We start from the raw sequence: 18,140 nt of genomic DNA on the forward strand, positions 1-18,140 counted from the left end.
ATCAGAGCCAAACCTGCGACCGATCACCACCCCATGTTCAGCCGGTGCCATCACACGGTTAGAATAGCCGCCACCTTACGCAAGATGCGACCCGCAAATGACCGATCTGACGCTTTATCACAACCCGCGCTGTTCCAAATCCCGCGGCGCGCTGGAACTGCTGCAAGCCCGCGGCCTGAGCCCGACCATCCTGCTGTATCTCGAAACCCCGCCCGATGCCGCGCAATTGCGCGAGCTGTTGGCCAAGCTGGGCATCGGCGCCCGGCAACTGCTGCGCACCGGCGAGGACGACTACAAAACCCTCAACCTTGCAGATAAAAGCCTCAGCGACGACGATTTGATCGCCGCCATGGCGGCTCATCCAAAATTGATCGAGCGCCCTATCCTGGTCGCCGGCGACAAGGCGGCAATCGGCCGCCCACCGGAAAACGTATTGGAGATCCTGCCGTGAGCGCGCCTTACATCCTGGTTCTGTTCTACAGCCGCAACGGCTCGACCAGCGAAATGGCCCGGCAGATCGGACGCGGCATCGAAGCTGGCGGCATGGAAGCGCGTCTGCGCACAGTGCCGGCGATTTCCACCGAATGCGAAGCCGTGGCGCCAGGCATTCCGGAAAGCGGCGCCCTCTACGCGACCCTTGATGACCTGAAAAACTGCTCCGGCCTGGCTTTGGGCAGCCCGACGCGCTTTGGCAACATGGCCGCGCCGCTCAAGTATTTCCTCGATGGCACCAGCAACCTGTGGCTGACCGGCGCACTGGTCGGCAAGCCCGCCAGCGTGTTCACGTCCACCGCCAGCCTGCACGGCGGTCAGGAAACCACGCTGATGTCGATGCTGCTGCCATTGCTGCACCACGGCATGTTGATCACCGGCCTGCCTTACAGTGAGTCGGCGTTGGTGGAAACCAGCGGCGGCGGCACTCCGTACGGCGCCAGCCATCACGCCGGTGCCGACGGCAAGCGTCCGCTGGACAAGCACGAAACCGAACTGTGTCGCGCGTTAGGCCAACGACTGGCGAAAACCGCCCGGCTGCTGGAGACGCCTCGTGGCTAAACGGCCAAAGATCCTCCCCGCGCTGGAGTGGCTTGAACCCAGGGTTCGCATCAGCCGGGTCGTCAGCCTGATCTGCTTTTTGGGCCTGATCGCCCTGCTGACCGTCTATTACCTGTTTGTCGCCGACCTGCACGGCGCGCGACCGTGGGTCATCCTGATCATCGAACTGGTGCCTTTGTTGCTGCTCGCCCCCGGCATGCTGGTCGGCAACACGCGCAGTCATTCCTGGACCTGCTTCGTGGTCAATCTGTACTTCATCAAGGGCGCGCTGGCGGCTTACGATCCCAACCGCTCGGTGTTCGGCGTGCTGGAAATGCTCGCCAGCCTGGCCGTGTTCACCAGCGCGTTGCTGTACGTGCGTTGGCGTTTTCAATACAACCGCAAACTTGCGGGTGAAGGTTCGGTCTGAGCTTTACCCAGACCCGTGCGTTGGAGCATGAATGCAAGACTACAAATGGCTGAATGAATATTGCCTGAACCGTTTCGGCTCAGCGAAAGCCCTGGAAGCACATCTGCCGACGCCCAAGACCGCCAAACAACTGCAAGCCATCAGCGCCGACCGTTATCTGTCGACCATGGCCTTGCGGGTGTTTCGTGCCGGTTTGAAGCACAGCCTCGTGGACGCGAAATGGCCGGCGTTCGAAGAGGTGTTCTACGGCTTCGACCCGGAAAAAGTCGTGCTGATGGGCGCCGATCATCTGGAGCGCCTGATGCAGGACGCGCGGATCATTCGCCACCTGGGCAAGCTCAAGAGCGTGCCGCGCAACGCGCAGCTGATTCTCGACATCGAGCAGGAACACGGCAGCTTCGGGCAATTTATCGCGCAATGGCCGGTGGATGACATCACCGGGCTGTGGCAGTACATCGCCAAACATGGCAACCAGATGGGCGGACTGTCCACACCGCGCTTCCTGCGCATGGTCGGCAAAGACACTTTCATCCCGACCTGGGACGTGGTGGCCGCCTTGAACGCGCAAAAAATCGTCGACAAAGTGCCGACCAGCAAGCGCGATCAGGCCATCGTCCAGCAAGTGTTCAATCAGTGGCACAGCGAAAGCGGGCGACCGTTGTGCCAGCTGTCGGCGATGCTGGCGTTTACCGTCAACCACTGATTTTTTTCAGACGCACCGTGACAGAAGCGCTCGCCAGCGCGCGCTTCGTATACCATATCCGCCAGTCAATCCAACATGAGTCATCTGCGTGCCCCTTCTTCTGCCTGACGCTCCCAACCTCGGTGTCGCCCCTTCGGCGTCCGAAGTGATTGCTAAACACCTGCGCGAAGCCATCATTTCCGGGCATTTCGCTGAGGACGAGCCTATTCGTCAGGACGATATCGCCAAAGTCTTCAACGTCAGCAAGATCCCGGTGCGCGAGGCCCTGAAACGCCTGGAAGCCGAAGGGCTGGTGCAATTCCAGCGCAACAAGGGCGCGGTGGTCACGCGGATTTCCGAGCCGGAGCTGGCGCAGATTTTTGAAGTGCGGGTGCTGCTGGAGGTGCAGGCGATTCGCCTCGCTGTGCCAAAGATGACCGAGGACCACATCAAACGGGCATTGGCCATCTGCGATGAGTTCATGACCGACGATAACGTAGGACGTTGGGCAGAACTCAACTGGGCATTTCACACCTGCCTGTATGAAGCGGCCGAACGGCCGTTTCTGCTCAACCTGATTCGCTCGATCCACGACAAGGTCGAACGCTACCTGCGCCTGCAAATGAGTTTCGCCGAAGGCAAGTTGCGCGCCGATCAGGAACACCGGGAGATTCTCCAGGCCTGTGCTGATCGCAACGTGGACAAAGCCGCCGAACTGATCGATCACCACATCATCGGCGTGTGCCGCGAGCTGTACGCGCACCTGCCCAACGAGTCGATACACGAAGTCTGACGCTGTGCCGATTTCGTCATCGGCGTCGGTGAAATCCTTCAAGACCGTCGGCAATGTCAGCGTCACCCTGTAGTCGTCTCTCAACGGCAGGTGACCTGATGAAACGCATCCGCATCCTCGACTCCCACACCGGCGGCGAACCGACGCGCCTGGTGCTGGAAGGCTTCCCTGAGCTGGGCACCGGCAGCATGGCCGAACGCCGACAGATCCTTGCTGAACAGCACGATGACTGGCGCGCCGCAACCGTACTGGAACCGCGCGGCAGCGACGTGCTGGTCGGCGCGCTGCTCTGCGAACCGGTTGACCCCGACGCCTGTGCGGGGGTGATTTTCTTCAATAACAGTGGCTATCTCGGCATGTGCGGCCACGGCACCATCGGGCTGGTGGTTTCCCTGGCGCATCTGGGTCGCATCAGCGCGGGCGTGCATCGCATCGAAACTCCGGTGGGCACGGTCGAAGCCACGCTCCATGAAGACGGTTCGGTCAGCGTGCAGAACGTGCCGTCCTATCGCTATCGCAAGGCGGTGAGCGTTGAAGTGCCCGGCATTGGCAGCGTCACCGGCGACATTGCCTGGGGCGGCAACTGGTTTTTCCTGATTGCCGAACACGGCCTGAGCATCAGCAGCGACAATCTCGACGCGCTCACCGCCTACACCTGGGCGGTGCGTCAGGCCCTGGAATCCCAGCGCATCCTTGGCGAAGACGGCGGCGAAATCGATCACATCGAGCTGTTCGCCGACGACGATCACGCCGACAGCCGCAACTTCGTGCTGTGCCCCGGCAAAGCTTATGACCGCTCGCCTTGCGGCACCGGCACCAGCGCCAAACTGGCGTGTCTGGCCGCCGACGGTAAACTCGCGCCGGGGCAGATCTGGCGCCAGGCCAGCGTGATTGGCAGCCAGTTCGAAGGCTTCTATGAATGGCAGGGCGAACGCGTGGTGCCGACCATTCGCGGCCGCGCCCACATCAGCGCCGAGGCGACGTTGCTGATAGACAACGACGATCCGTTCGCCTGGGGCATTCGCCCGTGACGGCGGAACGGGCAGCCGATGTGATCATCATTGGCGCCGGGATTATCGGCGCGGCCTGCGCTGATGAACTCGCCAGCCAGGGCCTTGACGTGCTGGTGCTCGATTGCAATCGACCCGCCGCGACCGCCGCAGGCATGGGCCATCTGGTGGTGCTGGACGACAATCGCGACGAACTGGCCCTCAGCGAATATTCGGTGCGTGCCTGGCGCGAACTCGCCCCGCACTTGCCGGAAGATTGCGCCATGCGCACCAATGGCACGCTGTGGCTGGCCTGCAATGCTGAAGAAATGGACGCTGCCCGAACGAAACAACAGACCTTGCAGGATTACGGCCTGAGCTGCGAACTGCTCGGCGCACAAGCTGTTGCCGACGCGGAACCTGCCTTGCGCAGCGGTCTGCATGGCGCGTTGAAAGTCAGTGGCGACGGGATTCTCTACGCGCCGAATGCCGCGCGCTGGCTCTTGCAACGGCATGGGCCGCGTATCCGCCAACGCACGGCGCAGGTCACTGAGGTGCAAGGCAATCGACTGCGCGTGGCTGACGGCCAGTGGCTGAGTGCGACGGCAGTGGTTCTCGCCAACGGCATTTACGCCAGCGAGTTATGTCCGGAACTGCCGCTGCATGGCAAGAAAGGTCACTTGTTGATCACTGATCGTTATCCGGTCCAGATCCGCCATACGTTGGTCGAACTGGGCTACGTCACCAGCGCCCATAACGCGACCGGCCCTTCCGTGGCATTCAACGTACAACAGCGGCCCACCGGCCAGCTGTTTGTCGGTTCCTCCCGGCAATTCGATAATCAGGATGCCGAGGTCGAAGGCTGGATGCTCGGCCGAATGCTGCGTCGGGCCAGTGAATTCCTGCCGGATCTCAGCCAGATGACGGCGATTCGCAGCTGGACCGGCTTTCGCGCCGCGACGCCGGACGGTCTGCCGCTGATCGGCGAACATCCCCGACAACCCGGCCTGTGGCTGGCGGTCGGCCATGAAGGCCTGGGGGTCACAACCGCGCCCGGCACTGCGCGCTTGCTTGCCGCACAACTATTGCGCAAGCCTTCACCGCTGTCGGTTGACGCTTATCTGCCGCAACGTTTCATCGGAGCCACCGCCCATGCCTGAATTGAGTATTGATGGCCGCCTGCTTGAGGTTATTCCCGGCACAAGCGTGGCCGCCGCTTTGGCGCTGATCGGCGACGGTTGCAGCCGCACCTCGGTGAGCGGTCAGCGACGTGCGCCGTTGTGCGGCATGGGGATTTGTCAGGAATGCAGGGTCAGCATTGACGGCAAACGCCGTTTGGCCTGTCAGACGTTATGCCAGGACGGTATGAATGTGGAGACGCAGCCATGATCGAAACAGTCGATCTACTGATCATCGGCGCAGGTCCGGCAGGATTGGCAGCGGCACTGGCGGCGGCTCCCGGCGGCGCGCGCATCGCATTGATCGATGACAACCCGCTGCCCGGCGGACAAATCTGGCGCGATGGTCCGCAGGCGGATATTCCCGCGCAGGCCCGATCCATGCGTGATGAGTTGCAGGCCTTTGCCAACATCCGTCTGCACAGTGCCTGCAAAGTCATCGCCCGTGGCGGCCCTTGGCAATTACTGGTGGAAAACGCCGAGCGCGGTTGGCTGATCAACTACGAAACACTGATCCTGTGCACCGGCGCCCGTGAATTGCTGCTGCCCTTCCCCGGCTGGACCTTGCCGGGCGTCACCGGGGCCGGTGGGCTGCAAGCCTTGATCAAGGGCGGCCTTGCGGTGAAGGACCAACGCGTGGTGATCGCGGGCAGCGGGCCGTTGTTGCTGGCCAGTGCGGCGACCGCCAATGCCAAGGGCGCGCAGGTAGTACGCATTGCCGAGCAGGCCTCGATGATTGCGCTGGCCGGTTTCGCGGCGAGTCTCTGGCGATGGCCGAACAAGGCCTGGCAGGCGTTCGGGCTGTTTGATGGGCATTATCGCGCGGGCAGCCACGTGATCGCCGCGCTGGGCACCCATCAACTGGAAGCCGTGTGCATCCAGAGCGGCAAACGTATCGAAGAAATCCCCTGTGAACGGCTGGCCTGCGGCTTCGGTTTGGTGCCCAACGTCGAATTGGGTCAGGCCTTGGGCTGTCAGGTGGCTGAACGCGCCATCGTTGTGGATCAATGGCAGGCGACTAGCCTGGCGCATCATTACGCAGCCGGGGAATGCACCGGTTTTGGTGGCAGCGAACTGGCACTGGTTGAGGGTCGCATCGCCGGTTTGGCGGCCATGGGCTGGCAGCAACAGGCGCAAGCGCTGTGGCCGCAACGTCAGCGCTGGCAGCGTTTTGCCGATGCGTTGCGGCGCAGTTTCGCCCTTGCTCCCGCGATCAAAAACCTCGCCGAGCCGGATACCCTGGTGTGCCGTTGCGAGGACGTTTCCTACGCCGCGCTGGCGGGGCATTGCGACTGGAAACACGCCAAACTCGCCACCCGCTGCGGCATGGGCGCTTGCCAGGGGCGCATCTGCTCAACCGCCACGCAAACCCTGTTCGGCTGGGAACCACCCGCAGCACGCCCGCCCTTCAGCCCGGCGCGGGTGGAGACGTTGATGGAACTTGATTGAAATACGGGGCACTGTAGGAGCCAAATCCGACGGATCCGTAGGACCGGCTTCAGCCGGGATGGCACAAGGTCTGACGACGCAACTGCTGCGAATGTACCGGCCTCCTCCCGGCTAAAGCCGGTCCCACGGGCTGTGTGATGAGGATCAAGACGGTATCGACATGGGACACCCGCAATGCTCGACCTGACCCAAACCCCCGCGCCGCGCAATCTTGAACAATTGCTCGCCAGTCTTGAACTGGTGGCGCCGTTGCTGGATGCGATTCCGGGGGTGGTGTTTTTCATCAAGGACACCCAGGCGCGCTATGCGCTGGTCAACCACACGCTGGCGTTTCGTCTGGGTTTCAAGCACAAGAGTGATCTGGTCGGGCGCACTGCCGAAGAGGTGTTCCCGGCGCGCTTCGGCCCGCAATACACCGAACAGGATCGGCGCGTACTGGCCGATGGCAGGCAGCTTACCGATCAGCTGGAATTGCACCTTTATTATGGCAACCAGCCGGTCTGGTGCCTGACCCACAAACTGGCGTTGAGAAATCAATCCGGGGACATCATCGGCCTGGCAGGCACCTCCCGTGACTTGCAACTGCCGCAATCGACGCATCCGGCCTACCCCAAGCTGGTGGCGGTCGACGCCTATATTCGCGAGCATTTCGCCCGGCCCATCACCCTTGCCGAGCTGACAAGCATCGCGGGCCTGTCCATCGCGCAACTGGAACGGCAATGCAAACGCATCTTCCAGCTCACGCCCCGACAGATGATTCACAAAGCGCGTCTGGGTGAGGCTTCGCGACTGTTGCTGCAGGACATGTCCATCACCGAAATCGCCCTGCGCTGCGGTTACACCGACCACAGCGCGTTCAGCCGTCAGTTTCGCGCCCTGACCGGATTTTCCCCGAGCCAATACCGCGAGTCGCATTTGGGAAAGGAAGACGCCCGGTCACCTGTGCACCAATGAAGCACCCCGCCCACTATTTGCTCCCTTATGTAACAGCCAAGTCTTGCCGAATTTCCCAGTAAACCGCTGAGGCCGCTGCTTATAGTCATTCCGACAAAACAGGCACAACCTGTGCATATCAAATATCGTATACGAAATTACTTATCCTGATTTCTTCACTCACATCATGAGGCGTTTATGAAAAATCCAGCTGTCGCTGCAACCCTCCTTGCCGCAATGAGTGTTTCTCTGATCAGTACCGCCCAGGCCGACAAACTCGATGACATCATCGATTCCGGCAAGCTGCGCTGTGCGGTGACGCTGGACTTCCCGCCCATGGGCATGCGCGATGAGAAGAATGTCCCGGTCGGCTTTGATGTCGATTACTGCAACGACCTGGCGAAAGTACTGGGCGTGACCGCCGAGATTGTCGAGACGCCATTCCCTGATCGAATTCCGGCGCTGGTCTCGGGCCGAGCCGACATTATCGTGGCCTCGACGTCCGACACCCTGGAGCGGGCCAAGACCGTGGCGATGAGCATTCCCTATTTCGCGTTCTCCATGGTGGTGCTGACTCGGGAAGACACCAAGATTGAAAAATACGAAGACCTCAAGGGCAAACCCGTCGGTAATACCAGCGGCACCTTTGAAGCCATTGCCCTGGAAAAAGACCAGAAGAAATGGGGCAGCGGCAGCTTCCGCGCCTATCAAACGCAGAACGACACGATCCTCGCCGTTGCCCAGGGCCATATCGATGCGTCGGTGGTGACTAATACGGTGGCCGCCGCGACCATCAAGTCCGGCAAATACAAAGGCCTGAAAACCGCGGGCACCGCGCCGTATGTCATCGACTACGTAGCCCTGGCCGCCAAGCGCAATGAATACGGCCTGATCAACTATCTGAACCTGTTCGTCAACCAACAAGTACGCACCGGACGCTACGCTGAACTGTATGAAAAGTGGGTCGGCGGCAAGCCGGTTGATTTGACCGTGCCGGGGGTTTATCGCTGATTGCTGGCGCCGTAACGCTGTGGGCCCCGTGCAGGCTGTGTGAAAACGTCACGAGCGATGACAAGACAAGGCAAAAACAGGCGAAAAAGCGGAGTCTAGGTGTTCTAAATGAGCATTTTTCGCCTGTTTTTAACGCAGTATTGTCGAGCGCAGTAGTTTTCACACAGTCTGCGTGGGAGCGAGCTTGCTCGCGAATACACTGTTACAGGCCATGAAAATGGGTTGTATAAAACGGACCTTTCGCGAGCAAGCTCGCTCCCACCAAGCTCGCTCCCACAAAGTTACAAAAGTTTTTGCTTACCCATTCAGGAGCCAACCCATGCCGGATGTTTCACTCAACGCCCGCTGTCTGGTCAGCGGCTCAGCCCAGGGCGAGTTGCTTTGGGCCGAGGTTGGCTTGAGTTTCTGGGGCGGTGTCGATCCGTTCAGCGGTGAGGTCATCGACCGCCATCACCCGCTCAGCGGGCAGATCATCAGCGGCCGCATTCTGGCGATCCCCAGCGGCCGCGGTTCCTGCACCGGCAGCAGCGTGTTACTGGAGCTGATCCTTAACGGCCATGCGCCGGCTGCCCTGGTGTTCGAGCAGGTCGACGACATCCTGACCCTGGGCGTGGTGATTGCCGAGCAGATGTTCGAACGCTCAATCCCGGTCATCAGCGTGGGCCGCGAAGGCTTCGCGGCACTGCGTGAACTGGCCTGGGTGCAGGTCGAAGCGGACCGGCTTAGCGGCTTTACCGAACAGCCAGCCGTTGCGCTTGAATCAACCCAACCACCCGCCGAAATACAGTGGCAGCCGAGCCTGAAACTAAGCGAAACCGATCAGCATTTTCTCGATGGCAGGCATGGCAAGGCGGCGCAGGTGGCGATGGGCATCATCTTGCGCATGGCCGAACTGCAAGGCGCCCGCGAATTGCTGAACATCACCCAGGCGCACATCGACGGCTGCATTTATACCGGCCCGGCGAGCCTGCGTTTTGCGCAACAACTGGTGCAATGGGGCGCCAGCGTGCGCGTACCGACCACCCTGAATTCCATTTCCGTCGACAAGCGCCGCTGGCGGGAGCTGGGCATTGACAGCGCACTTGGCGAGCCGGCCAGTCAGCTGGGCGATGCCTACCTGAACATGGGCGCCACCCTGAGCTTTACCTGCGCGCCGTACCTGCTCGACAGCGCGCCCAAGGCTGGCGAACAAATCGTCTGGGCCGAATCCAACGCGGTGGTCTACGCCAACAGCGTGATCGGCGCCTACACCCTGAAATACCCGGATTATCTCGACATCTGCATTGCCCTCACCGGCCGCGCGCCGTTGACCGGTTGCCATCTGGCCGAGCAACGCCACGCTCGAGTACGCATCGAGTTGCCGCCGCTGGCCGATCTGGACGACAGCTTCTACCCGCTGCTGGGCTATCACGTCGGGCTGTTGTGCCGCAGCGAAATCCCGCTGGTGTGCGGTCTGGAACAGGCGCGGCCGAGTCTGGATGACCTGAAAGCTTTCGGTGCCGCGTTCGCCACCACCTCCGCAGCGCCCATGTTCCACATCGCGGGCGTGACGCCAGAAGCCAACACTGCCGAACTGGCCATGGGCGGGCATGCGCCGACACGCACGGAACACGTCACCCACGCACAACTGTTGAGCAGCTGGCGGGAACTGGACAGCGCGCCGGACCCGCAAGTCGATTTGATTTCCCTGGGCAATCCGCATTTTTCAGTCAGCGAATTCGCCACGCTGGCCAAGCTTTGCCAGGGCAAACAGCGCCATCCGGACGTGCCGATGGTGATTACCTGCGGCCGCGATGTGCTGGAACAAGCCCGGCGCGCGGGCGATATCGCCGTGCTCGAAGCCTTCGGCGCGCAGCTTGTCACCGATACGTGCTGGTGCATGCTCGGCGAACCGGTGGTCCCGGTCGCGGCGCGGACCTTGATGACCAACTCCGGCAAATACGCGCATTACGCGCCGGGTCTGGTAGGCCGCAGGGTGCATTTCGCCAGCCTCGCCGAATGTGTCGCGACGGCGTGCAGCGGCGTGGCCAGCGGCCGACTTCCGGCCTGGCTCAGCCAACCGGAAGCGCCAGCGGAGCTTGCTTATGTTTGATTACAACTTCCATTGGCGCGCCGCTTTCAAGGCTTTGCCGGACATGCTCGGCGGCGCGTGGGTCACGTTCGAAACCGCTGCCCTGTCGATGATCCTCGGCGTATTGATCGCCTTGTGCCTGACCTTCATGCGCCAGGGCAAGAACCCACTGCTGCGTGGCTTTTCCGCCACCTGGATTTCCATCGCGCGCAACACGCCGTCGCTGTTTCAGGTGTACATCCTGTATTTCGGTTTGGGTTCGTTCGGCCTGCATATCAGTTCGTGGGCGGCGTTGCTGGCGGGGATCACCATCAACAACGCCGGTTATCTGGCCGAGAATTTTCGCGGCGGGCTCAAGGCGGTGCCTGACACCCAACTGCGTGCTGCCCGCTCTCTCGGCATGAGCGCGCCGCAAGCCTATCGCTTGATCGTCATCCCGCAATTGCTGCGCATTGTGTTTTATCCGCTGACCAACCAAATGGTCTGGGCGGTACTGATGACCTCCATGGGCGTGATCGTCGGGCTCAACGACGACCTGACCGGTGTCACCCAGAACTACAACGTGATGACGTTCCGCACCTTCGAATTCTTCGCCATCGCGGCGGTGCTCTATTACCTGATCGCCAAGGCCATCGTGTTCCTCGCACGGCTGCTGTCCTGGCGGCTGTTCCGGTATTAAGGGGAGATCGACATGTTCACTAGCAGCTTTACCTGGAACGACATGCTGTTCCTGCTGGACGGCGCGAAAGTGACGATCCTGCTGACCCTGGCTTCGATGGCCATCGGCACTATCGCTGGGGTGATCTGCGGTTTCCTGCGCGCCCTGCTGCCTCGTTCGACGATCCCGCTGGCATGGCTGCTGGACGTATTCCGCAGCGTGCCGTTGCTGATTCAATTCGTGTTGTTCAATGCATTGAAAAGCATCGTCGGCCTGAACTGGTCGGCCTTTGCCGTGGCCTGCGTGGTGCTCGGCCTGTATGTCACCGCGTATTGCACCGAGGTCGTGCGCAGCGGCGTGTTGTCGGTGCCGTTGAGTGTGCGCCGCGCCAGCCGCTCGCTGGGTTTGACCTACTGGCAGGACTTGCGCCAGATCGTTTTGCCCATGGCGACGCGCGTGGCGTTTCCCGGCTGGGTCAACCTGCTGCTGGGCGTCATGAAGGATACGTCGCTGGTGATGTGGATCGGCATTGTCGAGCTGCTGCGCGCCTCGCAAACCATCGTTACCCGGATTCAGGAACCGCTGCTGGTGTTGTGCATCGCCGGCGCGATTTATTACGTGATGAGCCTGGTGGTTGCCCGCCTCGGCGCCCGACTGGAAGCAAGGTGGCAGGAAAATGATTGAGATCGACAACGTACACAAATCGTTCGGCGAACTTGAAGTGATCAAGGGCGTGAGCCTGACCGTCAGCAAAGGCGAAGTGGTGTCGATCATCGGCGGCTCGGGCTCGGGCAAATCCACCCTGCTGATGTGCATCAACGGCCTGGAGTCGATCAAAAGCGGCAGCATTCGCGTGGATGGCACCGAGGTTCACGCCAAAGGCACCGACATCAACAAGTTGCGGCAGAAGATCGGCATCGTCTTCCAGCAGTGGAACGCCTTCCCGCACCTCACCGTGCTGGAAAACGTGATGCTGGCGCCGCGTACCGTGCTGGGCAAAAGCAAGGCCGAAGCCGAGGAACTGGCGGTCCGGCAACTGACCCACGTAGGGCTGGCGGACAAGCTCAAGGTATTCCCCGGCAAGCTGTCCGGTGGTCAGCAACAGCGCATGGCGATTGCCCGGGCGCTGGCCATGTCGCCGGATTACATGCTGTTCGACGAAGCGACTTCGGCCCTCGACCCACAACTGGTGGGCGAAGTGCTGGACACCATGCGCATGCTCGCCGAAGACGGCATGACCATGATTCTGGTGACCCACGAAATCCGCTTTGCCCGGGACGTGTCGGACCGCGTGGCGTTTTTCCGCAACGGCCTGGTGCATGAAATCGGTACGCCGGATCAGGTCATCGGCAACCCGCAGCGGCCGGAAACCGCTGATTTCCTCAAGTCCATCAACTAGCAGGAGGCCCGCCTGATGCGTTCATCGAAAGTCATTCATGTGGTCAGCTGTCACGCCGAAGGTGAAGTCGGCGATGTGATCGTCGGCGGCGTCGCGCCCCCCCCAGGCGAAACGATCTGGGAGCAGTCACGCTGGATCGAGCGCGACAATGTGCTGCGCAACTTCATGCTCAACGAACCGCGCGGCGGCGTATTCCGCCATGTGAATCTGCTGGTCCCGCCGAAACATCCCAAGGCGCAGATGGGCTGGATCATCATGGAGCCCGCCGACGTGCCGCCGATGTCCGGCTCCAATTCGCTGTGCGTCGCCACGGTGCTGCTGGACACGGGGATTCTGCCGATGACCGAGCCGGAAACCCGGCTGGTGCTGGAAGCGCCAGGCGGTTTGATCGAAGCCGTGGCGCAGTGCAAGGACGGCAAAGTGCAAAGCGTCGAAGTGCGCAACCTGCCGTCGTTCGCTGACAAGCTCGGCGCCTGGATCGAAGTGCCGGGTATCGGTTCGGTCCAGGTCGATACAGCCTACGGCGGCGACAGCTTCGCGATTGTCGATTCGACCAGGCTGGGTTTTGCCCTGACCGCTGACGAGGCGAAGGATCTGGTGGAAACCGGCCTGAAAATCACCCTCGCCGCCAACGAACAACTGGGCTTCGAGCACCCGCTGAATCCGGACTGGAAACACATTTCCTTCTGCCAGATCGCCGCACCGCTGCACTACGAACAAGGCGTCGCCACTGCCGCCAACGCCGTGGTGATTCGCCCCGGCAAGATCGATCGTTCGCCGTGCGGCACCGGCTGTTCAGCGCGCATGGCGGTGTTGCATGCCAAAGGCGAGCTGGCGGTGGGCGAACGGTTTGTCGGGCGGTCGATCATCGGTTCGCAATTCAACTGCCGCATCGACAGCCTCACCGATGTTGCCGGGCGCACAGCCATCGTCCCGGCGCTGTCCGGCCGGGCGTGGATTACCGGCACCCATCAACATTTGCTGGATCCGAGCGACCCTTGGCCCGAGGGCTATCAGTTGTCGGACACCTGGCCGGTGGGGTTGCAGCTTTGAATTGATCACCGTAGGAGCGACCGTAGGAGCGACCGTAGGAGCGACCGTAGGAGCGACCGTAGGAGCGACCGTAGGAGCGACTTTAGTCGCGAGAGACGCGAGAGCGTCAATTGCCCTCCCGGCTAAAGCCGGTCCCACAACAACCCTCCAACGGCAAAATTTGCTTAACCCTAAACGTATACGAAATACCATTCATCCAAAACGGAGTCACTCATGAGCCAACACGTATCCTGGAGCGGCGTTTTCCCTGCCGTCACCACGCAATTCAACGCCGACTTTTCCGTCAATCTGGAAGCGACTCATACGGTCATTGCCAATCTGGTCCGCGATGGCGTCTCGGGGCTGGTCATTTGCGGCACCGTCGGTGAAAACACCTCGCTGAGCGTTGCCGAAAAAATCAGTCTGGTGGAAGTCGCCAAGGATGCATCGGCCGGGCGTGTGCCAGTAATTTCCGGAATTGCCGAGTTCACCAGCTACAACGCCTGCGAAGTCGCCAAACAGGTGGCCAAGGCCGGCGCCGACGGAATCATGTTGATGCCAGCGCTGGTGTACTCGTCCAAGCCGTTCGAAACCGCCGCGCATTTTCGCACCGTAGCTGCCGCCACCGACGTGCCGATGATGGTCTACAACAATCCGCCCATTTATAAGAACGACGTCACGCCGGACATCCTGATTTCCCTGGCCGACTGCGACAACATCGTCTGTTTCAAGGACTCGTCGGGCAACACCAATCGTTTTATCGACGTGCGCAATGAAGTCGGTGATCGCTTCATATTGTTTGCAGGCCTGGACGATGTGCTGGTGGAAAGCGTCGCAGTGGGCGCGGTGGGCTGGGTTTCGGGCATGTCCAACGCCTTCCCGAAAGAAGGCGAAACCCTGTTCCGTCTGGCCAAAGCCGGGCGCTTCGCCGAAGCCATGGCACTGTATGAGTGGTTCATGCCGCTGCTGCACCTGGACGCCCGCCCGGATCTGGTCCAGTGCATCAAGCTCTGCGAAGCCATCATGGAACGCGGCAGCGCCCTGACCCGCCCACCCCGCCTGGCCCTGCCGGATGCGGATCGCCAATACGTCGAGGGCTTGATGGCTACGGCCATGGCGAATATGCCGGTGCTGCCTGAGGTGGGGTTGTAAAGGCGACTCGGGTTGCCTTGGGAACGATGACTGTAGGAGCGGATTTACTCCCTCCTACAGGACGAGCTATCAGTTTACTGTTCTTCGGGAAAATGCAGCTGAACGTCCATTGCATCATGAAGCAACCTGACCACGTCGATCACATCGTCATCCACCCGATAGAAAACGATGTGCCGTGGTTTTTTGACATAAGAACGGGACTGCCTGGCGTTCTGACGCGAGTGGGTAAGGTGGTAACTGCGCAGGCCTGGTGCAATATCGTCACGACCGGCGGTTCCGATTCGTTGCGGCAATGCAGCGATTTCTTGCAAAGCGGTCAGGATCAATATCTGGTATCGATGCCGGGCGGCATCGCCGAACTGGGCCTGCGAGGCCCTAAGAATATCGACAATGTCAGTGCGAGCAGCATTTGAAATTCGGTACTGCGACATGGTCAGTGCTTGGTCCCCACCACCGAGGCGGCTTCGACACTCAACGCTTCAAGGAATTGCTCAAGCTCGCCGCTTTCTACCGCCGAGAAGTGGCCCTCTTCAAGATCCATGAGACCAAGAGACGTGGCGTGCCTTAACGCCTCGACCTTTGCGGTGTCCTGCGCGACACGCTGCTCCAACAGACGCAGACCTTCGCGCATTACTTCGCTGGCGTTCTGATAGCGGCCGGAACTCACCAGATCATTGATGATCTTTTCTTGATGCGCAGTGAGGACAACATTTCGAGTCGCCATGATTTACTCCTGGGAAGCGATTGCGGGCAGGAAAATTGGCATATTATGCCAATCCCGCAGTTTTTTCACCCACAGGCTCTGTCGCGATCAACCCGGCTGCCTAGACATTCACCACATTCACAAACCGCGAAGCCGCCGTCTCATCGATGCGCAGGCTGCTGAAATCGAACAGATTACGGTCGGCCAGCTGTGAGGGTTGGACGTTCTGCAAGCTGCGGAAGATGCTGTCGACGCGGCCGGGGGTCTTGCGTTCCCAGTCCTGAAGCATGTCCTTGACCACCTGGCGCTGGAGGTTTTCCTGGGAGCCGCAGAGGTTGCACGGGATGATCGGAAAGTTCTTGAAGTCGGAATAGGCCTGGATGTCTTTCTCATGGCAGTACGCCAGCGGACGGATCACCACGTTGCGGCCATCGTCGGCACGCAGTTTGGGCGGCATGGCCTTCAGCGTGCCGTTGAAGAACATATTGAGGAAGAAGGTTTCGACGATGTCATCACGGTGATGACCGAGGGCCATCTTGGTCGCACCGATTTCGTCAGCGAAGGTGTACAGCGTGCCGCGACGCAGGCGTGAGCACAGTGAACAGGTGGTCTTGCCTTCCGGGATCAGTTCCTTGACCAGCGAGTAAGTGTCTTTTTCCACGATGTGGTACTCGACACCCAGGGTTTTCAGGTAAGCCGGCAGTACATGCTCGGGAAATCCGGGCTGCTTCTGGTCCATGTTCACGGCGACGATATCGAAGCGCACGGGGGCGACTTTCTGAAAATGCATCAGTACATCAAGCAAGGTGTAGCTGTCCTTGCCGCCGGACAGGCAGACCATCACTTTGTCGCCCTCTTCAATCATCTTGTAGTCGGCCACGGCTTCACCGGCCTGGCGGCGCAGGCGTTTCTGCAGTTTGTTCTGATTGACTGAAAGGGTGCCCATGGCGCTGATATCCGGTTGCTGTGACGAGGGGAAGCTGCAAAGGCGGCTATTTTACGCATAAAGATTTCAGGCATAAAGAATGCTCGCCGTTGACGACTAATGGCAGGCAAACGGCAATTCGGCACCCATCGGCTATTAACAGCGGGCCTGACATTGCCAATAACTCTAAGCAACCCGGTTTTCCGCGTTCACAGCTTCCTATACTGCCTGAAGAGGTCGCATCCGTTGATCCATTCAGGCTGTGGCCTTTTACCTGCGGGGTTGTACCTGTAGGGCTTTGCCCTGCGCAGGCGCCCTTGTTGGGCACGGCATACACGAGCGGAAGGAGTGACACGCATGATCCATCACGTCTGGGGACTGTTCACGCATCCCGATCAAGAATGGCAACAGATACGTGGCGAAGAGGAAGAAAGTATCGGCCACATGTACCTCACCCACACCCTGATCCTTGCGGCGATCCCCGCGGTTTCGGCGTATATCGGCACCACCCAGATCGGCTGGGTGATCGGTGATCGAGCACCGGTGATGCTCACCCATGAAAGCGCGCTGTGGATGACGATCATGTCGTACATCGCCATGCTCGCCGGAGTCGCCGTCATGGGTGGTTTCATTCACTGGATGGCCCGCACCTACGACGCCACGCCGAGCCTGGCGCGCTGCATCGCGTTTGCGACCTACACCGCAACGCCACTGTTCATCGGCGGGCTGGCGGCGCTTTATCCGCACATGTGGCTGGGCATGCTGGTCGGCACGGCGGCCATTTGCTACACCGTTTACCTGCTGTACGTCGGGCTGCCGACTTTCATGGGCATACCGGCTGACGAAGGCTTCATGTTCTCAAGCTCGGTACTGGCCGTGGGATTGGTGGTGCTGGTGGCGATCATGGCCTTTACCGTCGTGCTGTGGGGGATCGGCGTAGGGCCGGAATACACCAATTGATACAGGAAAAGATCGTGGAACCGGATTTATCCGGGAAGGGGACGGTGCAGGCGCAGCAATTATGCTGGCCGGACCGACGCCTTCCCGGACAAGTCCGGTCCTACAAGGTATTTGCCCACATTCACAATATCCACCCGTTCTATAACCATTCAGCAGCTCGGGTTTTCGGCTAGGCCCGGCTTTGCGGCATACTTGGCTTCTCTGGAGATCGAGAAAGCATGGCCGAGCAAATCAATACCCGTGTCGAAGTCTGTTATCAACAAGCCGAAGCTTTTTTCAAACGCCCCTTCAAACGCCCGGTGGTCAGCCTCAAGCTGCGCGGCCAGAAGGCGGGCGTCGCTCATTTGCACGAAAACCTGCTGCGTTTCAATCCGCAGTTGTACCGCGAGAACAGCGAAGATTTCCTGCGCCAGACCGTGCCTCACGAAGTCGCGCATTTGATTGCCCATCAACTGTTTGGCGATCGTATTCAGCCCCATGGCGAAGAATGGCAGCTGATCATGCGCGGCGTGTACGAACTGCCGCCTAATCGCTGCCATACCTACGCCATCAAGCGCCGCAGCGTAACCCGCTACATCTACCGCTGCCCCTGCGCCGGCAGCGACTTCCCGTTTTCCGCCCAGCGCCACCAACTGGTCAGGAAAGGTCGGCGCTATCTATGTCGGAGTTGTCGGGAGACGCTGGTATTCAGCGGCGAGACGCGGGTGGAGTAGCACAGCTTACGCTTTGTTGGAGCGAGGCTT

At 60.5% G+C, this 18,140-nt stretch carries 22 protein-coding genes; 19 read left to right on the forward strand and 3 right to left on the reverse strand.

The window, feature by feature from the left end:
• The first annotated feature begins 97 nt into the window (after positions 1–97).
• The 17 genes from arsC (at position 98) to AABC73_RS21895 (ending at position 14,809) form a co-directional block, all read left to right on the forward strand.
• A complete protein-coding gene (gene arsC / locus AABC73_RS21815; RefSeq protein WP_341520915.1) occupies positions 98–451 on the forward strand; it encodes an arsenate reductase (glutaredoxin) in 354 nt (117 codons plus the stop codon).
• Positions 448–1,053, forward strand: a complete 606-nt coding sequence (gene wrbA / locus AABC73_RS21820; protein WP_341520916.1) for an NAD(P)H:quinone oxidoreductase — start codon at positions 448–450, stop codon at positions 1,051–1,053. The genes arsC and wrbA overlap by 4 nt, the downstream gene beginning before the upstream one ends.
• Positions 1,046–1,462 carry a DUF2069 domain-containing protein gene (locus AABC73_RS21825; protein WP_341520917.1) on the forward strand — a complete coding sequence of 139 codons (417 nt, stop codon included), beginning with the start codon at positions 1,046–1,048 and terminating at the stop codon, positions 1,460–1,462. Before wrbA ends, AABC73_RS21825 begins: the two co-directional genes overlap by 8 nt.
• A 31-nt stretch (positions 1,463–1,493) precedes the next feature.
• On the forward strand, positions 1,494–2,165 hold the full coding sequence (locus tag AABC73_RS21830; protein WP_341520918.1) for a DNA-3-methyladenine glycosylase I: 672 nt from the start codon (positions 1,494–1,496) through the stop codon (positions 2,163–2,165).
• Positions 2,166–2,265: 100 nt separating this feature from the next.
• On the forward strand, positions 2,266–2,937 hold the full coding sequence (locus AABC73_RS21835; protein WP_341524304.1) for a GntR family transcriptional regulator: 672 nt from the start codon (positions 2,266–2,268) through the stop codon (positions 2,935–2,937).
• Positions 2,938–3,035: 98 nt separating this feature from the next.
• The gene (locus tag AABC73_RS21840) at positions 3,036–3,968 is read left to right on the forward strand and encodes a 4-hydroxyproline epimerase (RefSeq protein ID WP_341520919.1); all 933 of its coding nucleotides are present in this window, start codon (positions 3,036–3,038) and stop codon (positions 3,966–3,968) included.
• A complete protein-coding gene (locus AABC73_RS21845) occupies positions 3,965–5,086 on the forward strand; it encodes an FAD-binding oxidoreductase (RefSeq protein WP_341520920.1) in 1,122 nt (373 codons plus the stop codon). Before AABC73_RS21840 ends, AABC73_RS21845 begins: the two co-directional genes overlap by 4 nt.
• Entirely contained in the window at positions 5,079–5,315 is a 237-nt protein-coding gene (locus AABC73_RS21850) for a (2Fe-2S)-binding protein (RefSeq protein WP_341520921.1), read from the forward strand. The genes AABC73_RS21845 and AABC73_RS21850 overlap by 8 nt, the downstream gene beginning before the upstream one ends.
• Complete coding sequence (locus tag AABC73_RS21855) at positions 5,312–6,553, forward strand: FAD/NAD(P)-binding oxidoreductase (RefSeq protein ID WP_341520922.1); 1,242 nt, start codon at positions 5,312–5,314, stop codon at positions 6,551–6,553. Before AABC73_RS21850 ends, AABC73_RS21855 begins: the two co-directional genes overlap by 4 nt.
• A 174-nt stretch (positions 6,554–6,727) precedes the next feature.
• Positions 6,728–7,507: an AraC family transcriptional regulator gene (locus AABC73_RS21860; RefSeq protein ID WP_341520923.1), complete on the forward strand. Its 780-nt coding sequence runs from the start codon at positions 6,728–6,730 to the stop codon at positions 7,505–7,507.
• Positions 7,508–7,723: 216 nt separating this feature from the next.
• Positions 7,724–8,497, forward strand: a complete 774-nt coding sequence (locus AABC73_RS21865) for a transporter substrate-binding domain-containing protein (protein WP_341524305.1) — start codon at positions 7,724–7,726, stop codon at positions 8,495–8,497.
• 319 nt (positions 8,498–8,816) lie between these two features.
• Positions 8,817–10,589, forward strand: coding sequence for an aconitase family protein (locus tag AABC73_RS21870; RefSeq protein WP_341520924.1), 1,773 nt, complete (start codon positions 8,817–8,819; stop codon positions 10,587–10,589).
• A complete protein-coding gene (locus tag AABC73_RS21875; RefSeq protein WP_341520925.1) occupies positions 10,582–11,247 on the forward strand; it encodes an amino acid ABC transporter permease in 666 nt (221 codons plus the stop codon). The genes AABC73_RS21870 and AABC73_RS21875 overlap by 8 nt, the downstream gene beginning before the upstream one ends.
• Before the next feature lie 12 nt (positions 11,248–11,259).
• The gene (locus tag AABC73_RS21880) at positions 11,260–11,910 is read left to right on the forward strand and encodes an amino acid ABC transporter permease (RefSeq protein ID WP_341520926.1); all 651 of its coding nucleotides are present in this window, start codon (positions 11,260–11,262) and stop codon (positions 11,908–11,910) included.
• Positions 11,903–12,625: an amino acid ABC transporter ATP-binding protein gene (locus AABC73_RS21885; RefSeq protein WP_341520927.1), complete on the forward strand. Its 723-nt coding sequence runs from the start codon at positions 11,903–11,905 to the stop codon at positions 12,623–12,625. Before AABC73_RS21880 ends, AABC73_RS21885 begins: the two co-directional genes overlap by 8 nt.
• Positions 12,626–12,640: 15 nt before the next feature.
• The gene (locus AABC73_RS21890; protein WP_341520928.1) at positions 12,641–13,678 is read left to right on the forward strand and encodes a proline racemase family protein; all 1,038 of its coding nucleotides are present in this window, start codon (positions 12,641–12,643) and stop codon (positions 13,676–13,678) included.
• Between the two features lie 213 nt (positions 13,679–13,891).
• The gene (locus AABC73_RS21895; protein ID WP_341520929.1) at positions 13,892–14,809 is read left to right on the forward strand and encodes a dihydrodipicolinate synthase family protein; all 918 of its coding nucleotides are present in this window, start codon (positions 13,892–13,894) and stop codon (positions 14,807–14,809) included.
• 74 nt (positions 14,810–14,883) lie between these two features.
• On the opposite strand, the gene AABC73_RS21900 is transcribed toward AABC73_RS21895, so the two are convergent.
• The 3 genes from AABC73_RS21900 to ttcA all read right to left on the reverse strand — a co-directional run bounded on the left by AABC73_RS21900 (position 14,884) and on the right by ttcA (position 16,458).
• Complete coding sequence (locus tag AABC73_RS21900) at positions 14,884–15,240, reverse strand: type II toxin-antitoxin system RelE/ParE family toxin (RefSeq protein WP_341520930.1); 357 nt, start codon at positions 15,238–15,240, stop codon at positions 14,884–14,886.
• Positions 15,241–15,242: 2 nt separating this feature from the next.
• Entirely contained in the window at positions 15,243–15,533 is a 291-nt protein-coding gene (locus AABC73_RS21905; RefSeq protein ID WP_341520931.1) for a type II toxin-antitoxin system ParD family antitoxin, read from the reverse strand.
• Between the two features lie 100 nt (positions 15,534–15,633).
• The gene (ttcA, locus tag AABC73_RS21910) at positions 15,634–16,458 is read right to left on the reverse strand and encodes a tRNA 2-thiocytidine(32) synthetase TtcA (RefSeq protein WP_341520932.1); all 825 of its coding nucleotides are present in this window, start codon (positions 16,456–16,458) and stop codon (positions 15,634–15,636) included.
• A 336-nt stretch (positions 16,459–16,794) separates the two neighbouring features.
• On the opposite strand from ttcA, the gene AABC73_RS21915 reads away from it, so the two are divergent.
• Positions 16,795–17,397, forward strand: a complete 603-nt coding sequence (locus tag AABC73_RS21915; RefSeq protein WP_341520933.1) for a Yip1 family protein — start codon at positions 16,795–16,797, stop codon at positions 17,395–17,397.
• A 218-nt stretch (positions 17,398–17,615) separates the two neighbouring features.
• Entirely contained in the window at positions 17,616–18,110 is a 495-nt protein-coding gene (locus AABC73_RS21920) for a SprT family zinc-dependent metalloprotease (protein ID WP_341520934.1), read from the forward strand.
• Positions 18,111–18,140 lie beyond the last annotated feature (30 nt).

Source organism: Pseudomonas sp. G.S.17 (assembly GCF_038096165.1).
Taxonomy (GTDB): Bacteria; Pseudomonadota; Gammaproteobacteria; order Pseudomonadales; family Pseudomonadaceae; genus Aquipseudomonas.